The 14,472-nt window shown below is 68.9% G+C and carries 12 protein-coding genes and 1 pseudogene; 7 read left to right on the plus strand and 6 right to left on the minus strand.

Annotated elements, in window-relative coordinates; all coding sequences use genetic code 11:
• The first annotated feature begins 26 nt into the window (after positions 1-26).
• Positions 27-263, plus strand: a complete 237-nt coding sequence (gene mbp1 / locus QGN32_RS05875) for a microaggregate-binding protein 1 (protein WP_326547693.1) — start codon at positions 27-29, stop codon at positions 261-263.
• Positions 264-316: 53 nt separating this feature from the next.
• Here mbp1 and usfY read toward each other — a convergent pair whose 3' ends face one another.
• Both usfY and QGN32_RS05885 read right to left on the minus strand, forming a co-directional pair.
• Positions 317-625 carry a protein UsfY gene (gene usfY, locus QGN32_RS05880; RefSeq protein ID WP_326547694.1) on the minus strand — a complete coding sequence of 103 codons (309 nt, stop codon included), beginning with the start codon at positions 623-625 and terminating at the stop codon, positions 317-319.
• A 249-nt stretch (positions 626-874) separates the two neighbouring features.
• On the minus strand, positions 875-1,555 hold the full coding sequence (locus QGN32_RS05885) for a PAS and ANTAR domain-containing protein (RefSeq protein WP_326547695.1): 681 nt from the start codon (positions 1,553-1,555) through the stop codon (positions 875-877).
• Positions 1,556-1,657: 102 nt separating this feature from the next.
• Between QGN32_RS05885 and QGN32_RS05890 the strand changes: the two genes are divergently transcribed.
• Positions 1,658-2,230, plus strand: coding sequence for a restriction endonuclease (locus QGN32_RS05890; protein ID WP_442791825.1), 573 nt, complete (start codon positions 1,658-1,660; stop codon positions 2,228-2,230).
• On the opposite strand, the gene lat is transcribed toward QGN32_RS05890, so the two are convergent.
• Positions 2,223-3,575 carry an L-lysine 6-transaminase gene (gene lat, locus QGN32_RS05895; RefSeq protein ID WP_326547697.1) on the minus strand — a complete coding sequence of 451 codons (1,353 nt, stop codon included), beginning with the start codon at positions 3,573-3,575 and terminating at the stop codon, positions 2,223-2,225. The genes QGN32_RS05890 and lat overlap by 8 nt on opposite strands.
• 405 nt (positions 3,576-3,980) lie before the next feature.
• Here lat and QGN32_RS05900 point away from each other — a divergent pair, with 405 nt between their 5' ends.
• Together QGN32_RS05900 and QGN32_RS05905 are read left to right on the plus strand one after the other, a co-directional pair.
• The gene (locus QGN32_RS05900; RefSeq protein WP_326547698.1) at positions 3,981-8,480 is read left to right on the plus strand and encodes a cation-translocating P-type ATPase; all 4,500 of its coding nucleotides are present in this window, start codon (positions 3,981-3,983) and stop codon (positions 8,478-8,480) included.
• Between the two features lie 118 nt (positions 8,481-8,598).
• On the plus strand, positions 8,599-8,985 hold the full coding sequence (locus tag QGN32_RS05905; protein WP_326547699.1) for a hypothetical protein: 387 nt from the start codon (positions 8,599-8,601) through the stop codon (positions 8,983-8,985).
• A gap of 9 nt (positions 8,986-8,994) precedes the next feature.
• On the opposite strand, the gene QGN32_RS05910 is transcribed toward QGN32_RS05905, so the two are convergent.
• Positions 8,995-9,471: an Lrp/AsnC family transcriptional regulator gene (locus QGN32_RS05910; RefSeq protein ID WP_326547700.1), complete on the minus strand. Its 477-nt coding sequence runs from the start codon at positions 9,469-9,471 to the stop codon at positions 8,995-8,997.
• A gap of 31 nt (positions 9,472-9,502) precedes the next feature.
• Here QGN32_RS05910 and hglS point away from each other — a divergent pair.
• Both hglS and amaB read left to right on the plus strand, forming a co-directional pair.
• Positions 9,503-10,737 (plus strand): annotated as a pseudogene (gene hglS / locus QGN32_RS05915) (2-oxoadipate dioxygenase/decarboxylase).
• A complete protein-coding gene (gene amaB / locus QGN32_RS05920; RefSeq protein ID WP_326547702.1) occupies positions 10,734-12,308 on the plus strand; it encodes an L-piperidine-6-carboxylate dehydrogenase in 1,575 nt (524 codons plus the stop codon). The pseudogene hglS and the gene amaB overlap by 4 nt, the downstream one beginning before the upstream one ends.
• Here the strand turns inward: amaB and QGN32_RS05925 are convergent.
• Together QGN32_RS05925 and QGN32_RS05930 are read right to left on the minus strand one after the other, a co-directional pair.
• Positions 12,305-13,144 carry an SDR family oxidoreductase gene (locus tag QGN32_RS05925; protein WP_326547703.1) on the minus strand — a complete coding sequence of 280 codons (840 nt, stop codon included), beginning with the start codon at positions 13,142-13,144 and terminating at the stop codon, positions 12,305-12,307. The two genes, amaB and QGN32_RS05925, sit on opposite strands and share 4 nt — an antisense overlap.
• 91 nt (positions 13,145-13,235) lie before the next feature.
• Positions 13,236-13,637 carry a hypothetical protein gene (locus tag QGN32_RS05930; RefSeq protein ID WP_326548955.1) on the minus strand — a complete coding sequence of 134 codons (402 nt, stop codon included), beginning with the start codon at positions 13,635-13,637 and terminating at the stop codon, positions 13,236-13,238.
• Between the two features lie 100 nt (positions 13,638-13,737).
• On the opposite strand from QGN32_RS05930, the gene QGN32_RS05935 reads away from it, so the two are divergent.
• Positions 13,738-14,388: a TetR/AcrR family transcriptional regulator gene (locus QGN32_RS05935; protein ID WP_326547704.1), complete on the plus strand. Its 651-nt coding sequence runs from the start codon at positions 13,738-13,740 to the stop codon at positions 14,386-14,388.
• The last annotated feature ends 84 nt before the right edge of the window (positions 14,389-14,472 follow it).

A 14,472-nucleotide genomic window follows, 5' to 3' on the forward strand; every position in this document is an offset into this window, starting at 1 on the left:
ATTCACTGCACTGCGGGAAGGTGAGCATGACCGAGAAGAACAGTGGCCCTCAAGAAGGCGTCAAGGGCGTCGTCGAAGACGTCAAGGGCAAAGCGAAGGAAACGGTCGGCACCGTAACCGGTCGTGACGACATGGTCCGCGAAGGCAAGGCCCAGCAGGACAAGGCCGACGCCCAGCAGGACGCGGCCAAGAAGGAAGCCGAGGCCGAGTCCGCACGGGCCGGCGCCGACGCCGCCGAGAAGCGCCAGGAGTCCGAGCAGTAAGGCACTGCAAGTAGAAAAGCCCAGCCGGAACGGCTGGGCTTTTCTCGTGTGGGTCAACTGCTGGGCCGTTGTCGTTCGGCACCGGGATGCGCGGCGTACCAACGGTCTTCGATCTTGCGCACCCGCAGATGCGCGACGAGCAACCAGGCGCCGCCGATGACGAACAGCGCGGCCGAGCCACTGCCTAAGCCGATGCCCACGCCGTGATGGCCGGCGCCGTGCGCCGCCAGCGCCGAAACGAACAGCACCAACGCCACCCCGATGACGATCAGCCCCGGCATGTTCTTGTTGTCCTTCATCGACTCCCCGGCGTGGGGACGCGTCGTCCTTGCGTGATCGACGGGATTCTTCGGGCCTTTCATCGGTACTCCTCTCCAGGCATACCTCCGCCCGGACGTGGGCTACTGGACAACGGTAGAACTACCCGACTGCGCGTCAGAGAAACTGACGCCGGAACCTCACTGGTAGGGCGGCAGTGATCGACCCTCAGGGCTCTCGCCAGATGAGCGGCGTTGCGGGCCACTGCGGTCGTCGCCGCGACGGGCTTGGGCTGTTGGGACAGCGTTGATTTGGTGTGACGGGGAGTTCCCGGCGAAATCGGTCGGCAAACCTCAGGGCTGCACCCGGCAGTGTGCGGTCAGCAGCAACCTGTCGTAGGTGGAGCGGGGCGGCAACTCGTCGTCGTAGGTCAACCCGAGGAAATCCGTGACGACTTGCTCGGCCAGCGCTCGCAGTTTGGTATTCGTCTCCTGCGAACGCCACCTGAGCAGTTCGAACGCCGAGTCCGCGGAGATCCGGTAGATCAACATCAGCATGCCCTTGGCCTGCTCGATAGGCCCGCGGGCCTCGGCCATCTCGACCGCCGCGCTGAACACCTCGTCGCGCCGCTTGACCGTCGACGGGGTGACGTCGACATAGAAACCGTGGGTTCCGACCACCTGGTCTCCGTCGTCGAAGAGCTGGTCGCCGACCACCACGACGTGATGCACCTCGCCGTTGGTGTCGATAATCCGGTGGCGGGTGGAGAACGCGCCCGCCGTGCGGCGGATCTCGTCAAGTGTCGCCGCGACCTGGCCATAGTCTTCGGGATGTTTGTGAGACAGCACGAGGTCGGTCGTCGGTTGCGCGGTACCCGGCTCGTAGCCGTGTATCCGTTCGACTTGTGGCGACCACTCCCAGTGTTCGTCGGCGAAGTAGAACCGGAACCAGCCGACCCGATGCGGATCGCCGCCGGCGAGAGCTTGCTCGACGGGTGTCTGCCCGTCGTCGGACTCAACCAGCTCGTCGGTCATGAATCGCAGGTTAACGCGCACCCCCGCACTCGGGTATTGCGGCAGGTCCGGTATTCGTTTTCCGGACAATCGGCGCAGCCGGTGTCAGTATGCCGTCCTAGGATTCGTCGGGTGACGGTGAAGGTGTACCCGGTGGCGGCCGCCGCTTCGGGCGTCGGAGCGTGGCTCCTCGGGGTCGCCCCGCAGTGGAGCCTGGCGCTCGGGCTCGTCACGCCACTGCTTGTCGTCGCGGCGCCGAGATTCCTCGCCGGGGCGTTAGTCGGCGCGATGACTCCCGGTGCCCGCGAGGACGTCACCGCGGCGATGTCGGGTGCCGAGTTCGAGGACTACGTCGCGCGCACGGCCCGGTCGTGCGGCGCGCCGGTGATCATGACCGCCATCACCGGCGACTGGGGTGTCGACATCATCGTCGGCAAGCGGCCGAATCGTCTTGCGGTTCAGTGCAAGCGCCAGTCCCGTCCCGTCGGCGCCAGCGCGGTGCAGGAAGTGGTCGCGGGCGCGCCGATGCAGGACTGCGCCAAGACCATGGTCGTGACGAACCACGGATTCACCTCTGCTGCACGCAAACTCGCCGCACTTCACGGATGCGAGCTGGTCGGCGGGGCGGACCTCCCGCGTCTGCGGTCGACGATCCGGCGGCTGCTGGAACCGTCGGCGCCGACCGAGATCAGTTGAGCGCGTCGCGCACCGCGGCCACCGCCGCGTCGATCTCCGCCCTCGTCACGGTCAAGGTGGGGCGGAACCGCACACTCTCGCCGCCGCTCGGCAGCACGATCACCCGCCGGTCCCACAGCTCGCGAATCAACTCGTCGCGCAGCGCCGGCGTGGGCAGACTGAACGCACACATCAAGCCGCGGCCCCGGACATCGAGGACGTCGCCGGGGAACTCCGCGGCCAGCGCCTCGAGCCGGTCCAGCAGGTAGCGGCCGGCCTTCGCGGCGCGCAACACGAGTCCGTCGGCCTCGATGACCTCCAGGATCCGGCGTGCGCGCACCATGTCGGCGAGGTTGCCGCCCCACGTCGAGTTGAGCCGCGAACTCACGGAGAAGACGTTGTCGGCCACCTCGTCGACCCGGCGGCCGGCCATGATGCCGCAGACCTGGGTCTTCTTGCCGAACGCGACCACGTCGGGCGTCACGCCGAGTTGCTGGTAGGCCCACGTCGTTCCCGTCAACCCGCAGCCGGTCTGTACCTCGTCGAAGATCAGCAGTGCGTCGAAGTCATCGCACAGGTCCCGCATCGCGGCGAAGAACTGCGGCCGGAAGTGCCGGTCGCCGCCCTCACCTTGGATCGGTTCGGCGATGAAGCACGCGATGTCGTGCGGATGCGCCTCGAACGCCGCCCTTGCCTGGCGCAGCGACTCCGCCTCGACCGCGTCCATGGCTTCGTCGTCCAAGCCGGGGCGGACCACCGGCGCATCGATACGCGGCCAGTCGAACTTCGGGAACCGTGCCACCTTGTCGGGGTCGGTGTTGGTCAGCGACAGCGTGTAGCCGCTGCGACCGTGGAAGGCGCCGCGCAGGTGCAGCACCTTCGTGCCCAGACCGGGATCGAGTCCCCGCGACTCGTTGCGTCTGCTCTTCCAGTCGAACGCCGCCTTGAGCGCGTTCTCGACCGCGAGCGCGCCGCCGTCGACGAAGTACAGGTGTGGCAGGGCCGGGTCCCCCAGCACGCGCACGAATGTGTCGACGAACCGGGCCATCGGCACGGTGTACACGTCGGAGTTGCTCGGCTTGTTGACGGCGGCCCGTGCGAGTTCGGCGCGGAACTCCCGGTCGCCGGCCAACGACGGATGGTTCATGCCCAGCGCCGAGGACGCGAAGAACGTGAACATGTCCAAGAAGCGCTCACCGGTCCTGGCGTCCACTAGAAACGACCCGTGGGACCGTTCGAGGTCTAGCACCAGGTCCAGGCCGTCGGCGAGGATGCTGCGGGCCAGGACGTCACGCACCTCGTCGGGGCCGACGACATCCGCTTGCGGCAGCGCAGACCGGTAGCTTGGCACAAAAATATCGGTCATGCGTTCATTTTATTCGATGTTTTCCGGCCAACCGATCATCTCAGGCGATTTACTTCGGCGCCTCCGTTCTCACCAGCGGCGGACCCGGTGTTCATCTCCGATCCATGCGACCGCAAGTCGCCGTTCACCGGGTCAGACAACTATGGCCGCATCAATTGCCCCAGCGACGTGGTCGAACGGCGCCGAGCCATCACTACCGGTTTCCGCGTATAGGCTTCGAGCACCCGGCCCGAAGCCTTGCCACGATTCCCGGTGTGGCACCACGAAAGGAAGGGCATTCATCGCGAATCGGTTTGGGCGGCAGACGGCCGCCGACGAATTGGTCTTACGGTGGGTGGTCGAGGTGACGCGATCTGCGCAGGCACTACAGCCGTCGACGCCGTGCCTCATTCCGGACCGGCCGTCATGAGGCTGCTCGGCTCGTCGCGCAAGCTCGTCCAACTCGCGGGGGGGACGGCACTCTTGGCGGGCGACGCCGCGCTCGGCGCCGGGCGGGCCGTCGCGGGCACCGCCACCGGAGTGGTGACCGATGTCGCGACGGGCGCAGCGTCGACCGCCCGCGCCGCGGCCGGGATGATCCAGGACGCGGCGGCGGGCGCACCGGCCGCGGCACGCACCGCGGCCGCCATCACGTCCGAGGCCCTCGGCGGGCACCCCGTCAAGCGCACCAGCCGCCTGAACTCGCACCACTGGATCGAAGTGTGCGGCCTGAGCGGACCCGACGCCGACGCGATCGCCGAGGAAGTGCTCGCCTCCGTGCACGCCGTCGACGGGGTCACCCACGCCGAGATCAACCGCTCGGTGGCGCGCGTGATCGTCACCACCGAACCCGCGGGACCCGCCGCCGACCTGGCAGTGGTCGTGGCCGACGCCGAACGCCGCGCCCGAACCGGGCCCTGCGGCGAGCGGCACCGGTCGCTCACGCTGCCCGGAGACGACGCGCTGCTGGCGGCACGGACGCTGGGCGCGCTGGCCGCCGCCGTCGGGCTCGGTCTGTCGGTGACCGGAAACACGCTGCGCCTGCCGAGGGGGCCGGACCTGCTCTCGGTGATACCCACCGCGGCCGCCAACGTCCCGCAGGTGCGCCGCCAGTTCGAGAGAAGGCTCGGCCGCGACAGCACCGACTTGTTGCTGAGCCTGATGTCCGCCGCGTCCGCGGGGCTGACCGCCTCACCGACCTCCGCGGCCGCCGAGGCCGCCACTCGCACGCTGCTCGCCGCGGAGGCGTGGCACGCCCGATTGGCGTGGCGGCGCCACGAACCGCGACTGGCCGTCTCTCCGCCGGAGGGTGGCTTCCCGGATCGCGGCACCCTGGAATGGGACTACGGTCCAGGCGAGCGCTATTCGGAGCGGATCGGCGAACTCGGCCTGGTGGCCGCGGCCATGGTCGGTGCGGTGACCCGCAACCCGACCATCGCAGGAAGTGCCGCACTGGTGACCGCGCCCAAACCGTCACGAGCCGCCCGGGAAGCGTTCGGCTGTGCGATGACGCGCGGCCTGACCACCCGGCACAACGCCGTCGTCGTCCGGCCGCGAGCATTGCGGCACCTGGACCGACTCGACGCGATCGTCATTGATCCGCGCACTCTCTATACCGATCGACTGACGGTGACTCGCGTTGTCGGAGTGACGAATTCACGCCGCGCCCGCGCCTGGGAGGCGGTCCGGGCGGCGCTGGACGCCGACGGCTTGCAGCCGGGCTGGCACGAGCTCGCCACCATTCCGGGAGCGGGTCGGTCGGGCAAGGCACTGGTGAGCCCGGTACGCGATCCCCTCGCCAATGCCGTGGTCACCGAGGCGCGACGGACCAAGCCGCGAGTGACGTCGGTCGCTGACGACGGGCTGCGCTCGCTGGCCCAGGGTTTCGACCGGCTGCATCCCGTCGGCGACTCGATCGACGAGGCGCTGGCCGCGGCGATAACCGAACTGAAAGCCGACGGCGCCACCATCGCACTGTTGACCACGCCGGCCATGTCGGCCAACCAGGATGTCGACCTCACCATCGGCCTGGAACGTCCCGGCCGCCCGCCGTGGGGCGCCGACGTGTTCGTGCCGGACCTGTTGTCGGTCTGGCGCATCCTGCACTCGCTACCGACGGCGCGAGCCGTCACCGCCAGGGGCGTGCGACTGTCGGTGTCCGCCACCGCGCTCGGCGCGCTGATGCTGATACCCGGCGTGCCCGGGAGCGGTCCGGAATCGGTGAACGTCGGCGTCATCGGCGCGCTGTGGTCGGGGTTCACCGCAGGCAACAAGGTGTTCAGGGACCGGGCACCGGAGCCCGAGACCACACACGACTGGCATGCGATGCCGGTCACCGAGGTGCAGCGCCTGTTACCCCGCCCACCCGACGAACAGCCCGATGTGTCAACAGGTTTGGCCGATCTGCCCCCGCTGCGCGTGCTCGGACGCGTCGCCACGTGGTCGTGGCATCTGGCGCGCGATTTCGCCGTGGAGATGCGGGCGGACCTCGCCGATCCCATCACGCCGCTGCTGGCCACCGGGGCCGTGGCCAGCGCACTGCTCGGTTCGCCGCTGGACGCCGCGCTGGTCGGTGGTGTGCTGTTGGCCAACGCTGCACTGTCGGCCGAGCAGCAGTTGCACGCCGAACGGATTCTGCAGCGGTTGATGGCCGTCGAGGAGCCGCTGGCTCGACGGCGGGTCGGCCCACTCGATCAAGGCGGCAAGGAAAAGGTGCCGGCGAACCGGTTGCGCCCCGGCGACATCATCGAAGTGCGCGCCGACGAGATCGTCCCCGCCGACGCGCGGCTGCTCGCGGCCACCAACGTCGAGGCCGACGAGTCGACGCTGACCGGAGAGTCGCTGCCAGTGCCCAAGCAGTCCGATCCCACACCGGGAGCACCGCTGGCCGAACGGGCATGCATGCTCTACGCGGGCAGCACTCTGGTGGCAGGCACCGCAATCGCGATCGTCACCGCGGTCGGGTCGCGCACCGAGATGCGCCGCGCGTTGGCGATGGCGCCGGAGAAGTCGCGCGAGATCGGCCTACAGCGCCAGCTGAGCCGGATCACCAAACGCGCACTGCCCTTCAGCGTGGGCGGCGGCGCCCTGGTCGGTCTGCTCAGCCTGGCCCGCGGCACACCGCTGCGCGAGGCCGTGGGCAGTGCCGTCGCATTGACCGTGGCCGCCGTTCCCGAGGGACTGCCGCTGGTCGCCACGCTGGCACAGTTGGCCTCCGCCCGGCGACTCAGTGGCGAGTCGGTGCTGATCCGCAACGCTCAGTCGATCGAGGCGCTGGCTCGACTGCAAGTGGTGTGCTTCGACAAGACCGGAACGCTCAGTGAGAACCGGCTGCAGGTCAAAGCGGTACGCGCGATTGACGACCTCACCGAGGAACAAGCGCTCGACGCGGCCCTGACCACGATCTACGTCCGGCCGGGTCATCGAGCCCATCACGCCACCGACGACGCGATCCGCCGGGCCGTCCACGGTGACGAGAACCCAGCAGGCACGACCGCGATCGAGCGCGATGCGTTCCTGCCATTCCAGGCCGGCCGGCCGTTCGCGGCAGCGATCGTCGGCACCCGGCTCACCATCAAGGGCGCGCCCGAGATGCTCGCATCCGCCCTGACCCAAGCCAATGGTCCGGTGGTGGCCGCGGTCAACGACATGGCCGCCAAGGGCCTGCGGGTGATCGCCGTGGCCGAGCGTCAACTCACCCCGGAGCAGGCCGCGGCCGCGGCCGCCGACGCCGCCGCGTTCGAGGAGTTGTGCCGTTCAAACCTGACCCCCATCGGGCTCCTCGGACTGGCCGACACTCCACGAGAGAGTGCGCAGGAGGTCCTGAAGGAACTCGTCAACCGGGATATCGGAATCCGGCTGATCACCGGCGACCATCCGGTCACCGCGGCGGTCATCGCCGGCGAACTCGGCCTGGCGGTCGCCGCCGAGCAAGTGATCACCGGTGCCGACTGGGAGTGCCTGACGACAGACGAACGCGCCGATGCGGTGCGCTCGCGGCTCGTCTACGCCCGAATGTCACCCGAACACAAGATCGACGTGGTGCGGACGCTGGAACGCATCGGCCTGGTGACGGCCATGGTCGGCGACGGCGCCAACGATGCGGCGGCTATCCGGGCGGCGAGCGTCGGGGTCGGGGTGGCCGCGCGCGGCAGCGATCCGGCCCGCACCGCCGCCGATGTGGTGCTGCTGGACGGACGGATCGAGGCCTTGCTCGACGCCCTCGACGAGGGTAAGCAGCTGTGGCGCCGCGTCCAGTCGGCAGTATCGATGCTGCTGGGCGGCAACACCGGCGAGGTCACGTTCGCGCTCGTCACCAGCCTGCTGACCGGGCGCTCCGTCCTCAACGCCCGGCAGATGCTGTTGGTCAACATGTTGACCGACGCATTGCCGGCCGCGGCGCTGGCCGTCAGCCGGCAGACCGACACGACGGGACAGGTGGACCTGGACGAAGCGGCGATGTGGCGCGCGATCGGCGTCCGCGGCGCAGCGACCACCGTCGGGGCCACGTCGGCGTGGGTGATGGCGAGGGTGACGGGCACTGGGCAGCGCGCCTCCACCGTTGCGCTGATCGGGCTGGTGTCGACGCAGTTGGCCCAGACCCTGATCGACTCCCGCAGCCCGCTGGTGGTGCTCACGGCGGCGGGTTCGTTCGCGACGTTGGCCGGGATCATCAGCACACCCGGCCTCAGCCAGGTCTTCGGCTGCACGCCGGTGGGTCCCCTCGGCTGGGGTCAGGCGTTCTCGGCCACGGCGGTGGCAGCCCTGCTGTCGACGACCGCTCCGGAGTTGCTCAGCCGCGCCACGGACGCGGTGCGGGAACGCATCGCGTCCATCGTGGACGACGAGTCAGTCGCCGTCGTCGACGACGACGATGCCGGCCTGCACGAGGATGGCGTAGATGGCTCGGACCGGCGGAGTGAGTAGATGGACACCGGCGGTGATCAGTGTGTCGGGGCTGGCAGTGCGCGTGAAGTCGGACACACCCGAAAGGTAGCCTCGCCAGTGGGTGAATTCGGGGACATCCAGTTGAACGGGGTGCGAAATGTTCGATAAGGCGCGGTCGTTTGTCGCCTCCCATCGCGACGCCTCCGAGCTCGTCAAAGAAGCTGAGAAGTTCGCGGTTCGGCTTCCGGTGGTGGGCCGGATCGGGGTCCCGCCGCCCGATCAGCTCGCGTTCTTCGGAGTCCTAGGGGTGCTGGCCGCTCTCGGCGCGATCGAGTGGCCGGTAGCGGCGGCCATCGGCATCGGGCAGGTCGTGGTCGCGCGGCATTTCGACGACCGAGAGCCCGTCGCCGACGGGTCTCGCCCGGACGCACCGGCGGCCTCGCCCAAGGCCCCGGCGAAGAAGGCCACCGCAAAGAAGACACCCGCCAAGAAGGTGCCCGGTAAGAAGATGCCCGGTAAGAAGACAACCTCCCGCGGCACCTGACCGGAATTATTACGGCACATAGCGCCGTCCACTGTAGAACGTTTGCAGGATGATCGTGCTGCGCGTCTGGACGTTAGCCGCAGTGCGGATGCGCTGCAGCAGCGTCTCCAACGCTCGCGCCGACTCGACGTGGACCAACAGGATGTAGTTGTCCTCGCCCGCCACGGACTGACAGGACTCGATTTCGGCGATCTGCTCGAGGCGGGCCGGAGCATCATCGGGTTGGGACGGATCGAGAGGAGTGATGGCCACGAACGCCGACAACATGTGCCCGAGCGCGGCCGGATCGACCCGTGCGGTGTACCCGCCGATGACGCCGCGCGACTCGAGTCGACGAACCCGCGACTGCACCGCCGAGACCGAAAGGCCGGCCGTCGCGGCGAGATGGGCCAGCGTGGCGCGACCGTCGGCCACAAGTTCGCGCGTCAGGATGCGATCGATCTCGTCGAGCTGCGCGACGGCGGGGTGGTCCTCGGCTTCACCCATGGCCGCACTGTATCCGAGCGGGTGACCCGCGATGAGCCAATGCACGGACCGCTGGGATACCTGGAAGCTGCGCGCGGCCTTCGCCGCGGGACTGTCGAGGATGTACGGCGCCGAGGTTCCGGCCTACACCACGCTCGTCGACGTCAGCGCCGAGGTGAACCGGGGCTACGTCGCCGCCACCCCGGGCGCAGAGCGGCTGGGTTCACTGCAGCGGGTCACCGCCGAACGGCACGGTGCGGTCCGCGTCGGGAGTCCACGCGAACTGGCCGATGTCGCCGACCTCTTCTCGGCGTTCGGGATGTACCCCGTCGGCTTCTATGATCTGCGCACCGCCACCCCACCGGTGCCCGTGGTCTCCACCGCGTTCCGGCCGGTCGAGCCGAACGAGTTGACGCGCAACCCTTTCCGGATGTTCACCTCGATGCTGGCCAGTTCCGACGAGCGCTTTCTTCGGAGTGGAATTGCGTGCCAGGATCGAACGGTTCGTGGCCCGACGGCAACTGTTCGACCCGGCCCTGATCGCCGAGGCTCGGGGAATCGCCGCTGACGGCGGCGCCGATCGCGAACGCGCACAACGCTTCGTCGGTGCCGCGGTGTCGGCGTTCGCGCTCTCGCGTGAACCGATCGACAAAGCGTGGTACGACGAACTGACCCGCGTCTCGGCCGTCGCCGCCGACATTGCCGGGGTGAGCAGCACCCACCTCAACCACCTGACCCCGCGCGCGCTCGACATCGACGAGTTGTACCGACGTATGACCGCCCGCGGCATCACGATGATCGACGCGATTCAGGGCCCGCCGCGACGGACCCTCGGTCCTGTTGCGGCAGACGTCGTTTCGCGCGCTCGCCGAACCCCGCTGGTTCCGCGACGTCGACGGCACCGTGTCCGAGGGCACGTTGCGGGTGCGCTTCGGCGAGGTCGAGGCGCGTGGTGTGGCACTGACTTCCGACGGTCGCGCCCGATACGACCGGGCGATGTCGACCCCCGACCCGGCGGCGGTGTGGTCGGCCTACTTCCCCGCCACCGACGCCGAACTGGCGGCGTCGGGCCTGGCGTACTACCGCGGGGGCGATCCCGCCGAACCCGTTGTCTACGAGGACTTCCTACCCGCCTCGGCGGCGGGCATCTTCGGCTCCAACCTCGACTCCGACACCGTGGCCGGCGCAGGACGCGACGACACGCAGTACAGCCAGGACTGGATGGCCGGCCAGATCGGCCACCCCATCCACGACCCCTACGCACTGTATGAGAAGGCGGCATCATGACCACCATGACGACATCGGCGCTCCCGACCGCGGATGCCCTACGGGCCCGAGCCCTCGCAGCACTGCGCGCTGTCGGCTGGCGCGGCGATTTCGGCGAGCCGGGCTTCCACGGTGCCGGAGAGCCGGCGACATCCCTATCGGGCCTGCATGCCAGCACGCCGATCACCGGTGAAGTCCTGTTCACCCTCCCCGAGACCACGGCCGAGCAGGTCGACGAGGCGATCAACCAAGCAGCGCAGGCGTTCTCGTCGTGGCGCACCATACCGGCACCGGTGCGCGGGGCGCTGGTGGCCCGGCTCGGCGAGCTTCTGGTCACGCACCGGGACGACATCGCGACGCTGGTGACAATCGAGGCGGGCAAGATCACCTCCGAGGCACTCGGGGAAGTACAGGAGATGATCGACATCTGCCAGTTCGCGGTTGGCCTGTCACGGCAGTTGTACGGCAAGACGATCGCGTCCGAGCGGCCCGGGCACCGGCTGATGGAGACCTGGCACCCCCTGGGCGTGGTCGGGGTGGTCACCGCCTTCAACTTCCCCGTCGCGGTGTGGGCGTGGAACACCGCGATTGCCCTGGTGTGCGGGGATACCGTGGTGTGGAAGCCCTCTGAGTTGACGCCGTTGACCGCGCTCGCGTGCCAGGCGCTCATCGAGCGCGCCGCCCGCGATGTCGGCGCACCCGCGGAGGTGACCCGTCTGATCCAGGGCGGCCGCGAGGTGGGCGAGCATCTCGTCGACGATTCGCGGGTGGCGCTGCTCTCGGCGACCGGTTCCGTGCGGATGGGCCGGCAGGTCGGCCCGCGGGTGGCGCAGCGGTTCGGCAAGGTGCTCCTGGAACTGGGCGGCAACAACGCGGCGATCGTCACGCCGTCGGCAGATCTGGACCTCGCCGTGCGCGCGATCGTGTTCTCGGCGGCCGGCACAGCGGGTCAGCGGTGTACCACCCTGCGCCGGCTGATTGTGCACGCCTCGATCGCCGACGATCTCGTCGACCGGATCGTCGCGGCGTATCGCCAACTGCCGCTGGGAAACCCGGCTGCCGACGGCACGCTGGTCGGGCCCTTGATCCACGAGACCGCGTACCGCGACATGGTACGGGCGCTCGAACGGGCCGCCGCCGACGGCGGTGAGGTCATCGGCGGCGAGCGTCACGACCTCGGTGATGAAAGCGCCTACTACGTCGCACCCGCGGTGGTGCGCATGCCCGCCCAGACCGACGTCGTCCACGACGAGACCTTCGCCCCGATCCTCTATGTCATGACTTACACCGAGCTGGATGAGGCTATCGTGATGAACAACGCTGTCCCACAGGGGCTTTCGTCCTCCATCTTCACGCTCGACATGCGCGAGGCCGAGCGGTTCCTGGCCGCCGACGGATCAGACTGCGGCATCGCCAACGTCAACATCGGAACGTCGGGCGCAGAGATCGGGGGCGCGTTCGGCGGCGAGAAGCAGACCGGCGGCGGCCGTGAGTCGGGTTCCGACGCCTGGAAGGCATACATGCGCCGCGCCACCAACACCGTCAACTACTCGCCCGGACTGCCGCTCGCCCAGGGCGTGCACTTCGGTTAGAGGATCGGCCGCCCGCCCGTCACCGCCACCCGCGCGCCGGTCACGTAACTCGCCTCGTCGGACGCGAGCATCACATACACCGGCGCCAGTTCCACCGGTTGACCGGCCCGGCCCAGCGGCACGTTCTCGCCGAACTGCTTGACCTTTTCCGGGGGCATCGTCGACGGGATGAGCGGCGTCCAGATCGGGCCCGGAGCGACACTGTTGACGCGGATTCCCTTCTCTCCCAACATCTCGGCGAGGCTGGCCGAGAAATTCGCGATCGCCGCCTTGGTGGCGGCGTAAGGTGCGAGCTTGGGGTTGGGCATGTCGGAGTTGACCGACGAACTGCCGATGATCGAACCCCCGGGCCCCATGTGCGGCAGTGCGGCCTTGACGAGGTAGAAGTACGCGCCGATGTTGAGGCGGAAGGTGTAGTCGAATTCCTCGTCGGTGATCTCGTCGAGGGTCTCGTGGGTCATCTGGTACGCGGCGTTGCTCACCAGAATGTCGATGCCGCCGAACTGCTCGACCGCCTTGTCCACCACCGCCCTGCAGTGCGTGGGGTCGGAGAGGTCGCCGGGCACCAGCACACACTTGCGTCCGGCTTCGGTGACGTAGCGCTCGACGTCGCGCGCATCCTGGTCTTCGTTGAGGTAGGCGATCAGCACGTCGGCGCCCTCACGCGCGAACGCGATCGCGACCGCGCGCCCGATACCGCTGTCGCCGCCGGTGACGATCGCCCGCTTGCCCGCCAGCCGTCCATGCCCTTGGTAGCTGCTCTCGCCGCAATCGGGCAGGGGTTGCATCTGGGCCTGTATGCCAGGAGGCGACTGCTGCTGCTCGGGAAAGCTCATCGATCAGGTCCTTCCAGTTGAACGGTCGGGCCTTGGCTACCCCATGCGTAGGCAATGAACCGCCACGAGCAGCGAACCGTTCTCTGCGGGCCTACTTCTTCGCCGCGCTGCGCTTACGCGGAGCGCTGCCGGCACGCTTGCCGGGCGACTTGGCCGGTGTGCTCCGCGTCGACGCGGGTTTCGCGGCCACAGCGGCGGGTTCGGGCTGCTCGCCGTTGCGCGACCCTAGTTGGCGGATGAGCAGGACAGCACCGCCGAGCGTGAGCAGCACGGGCCACTCCACGAGCCCGGCGGCGCCGACGGCGCCCACCGTCAACAGCGCCGCGGGGGTGGAGTGGCTGCCGCTGGACAGGCCGTCGCGGATGCCGCTGGCGGTGCCCTTCACCCCGCCGATGACGCCGTTGATCGCCGCGCCGCTGACCGCCCCGGCGGCGGCGGTCGTGGCGTTCGCGGTGTTGGTGACGAATCGCGTTGCGCCTCGGACAATGTCCATCGTCATCCCTGCCTCGGTTATGCGTTGGGTAACCATCCAGACTACCGCCGCCGCGGTGAGCGCGAACCGCTGTTGGACATGTGTTCACTACGATGGGGACATGGCCGAGTCCCGACGGCGGCTCTCCCCCGCCGACCGACGCAGCGAGTTGCTGGCGCTCGGCGCGGAGGTGTTCGGGCAACGGCCCTATGACGAAGTCCGCATCGACGAGATCGCCGAGCGCGCCGGGGTGTCGCGCGCGCTGATGTACCACTACTTTCCCGACAAGCGCGAATTCTTCGCCGCGGTGGTGCGCGCCGAGGGCGAGCGACTGTTCGCGGCCACCAACACACCCCCGCTGCCCGGGCAGAGCCTTTTCGATCAGGTGCGCGAGGGCGTGCTGGCCTACCTGCGCTACGACGACGAGCACCCGCACGGCGCGTGGGCGGCGTATGTGGGCATGGGCCGCTCGGACCCCGTGCTGCGCGGCATCGAGGACATCGACAACGACCGCCAGGCCGAGCGGATCCTCTCGCGGATCCGCGCGGCGCTCGGCGGCGACGGGGACGCCAAGGTCGAGCGCGACCTGCGCATCACCGTCTACGGCTGGCTGGCGTTCACCTTCGAGATGTGCAGGCAGCGGCTGATCGACCCGTCGATCGACGCCGGCCAGGTCGCCGACCGCTGCGCGCACGCCCTCCTGGACGCGGTCGGCCGGGTGCCCGGCATACCTTCTGCTCTGCGCACAGCGGTCTCACCGGACCACCGCTGACCAGTGATTTCGGTGCGCAACCGGTCGCTCAGCGACTGGTAGCGCACCGAAACCGCCGAGAAGTGTCGGACCCGGTTGGCACGA

This window comes from Mycolicibacterium sp. ND9-15 (genome assembly GCF_035918395.1).
GTDB lineage: Bacteria > Actinomycetota > Actinomycetes > Mycobacteriales > Mycobacteriaceae > Mycobacterium.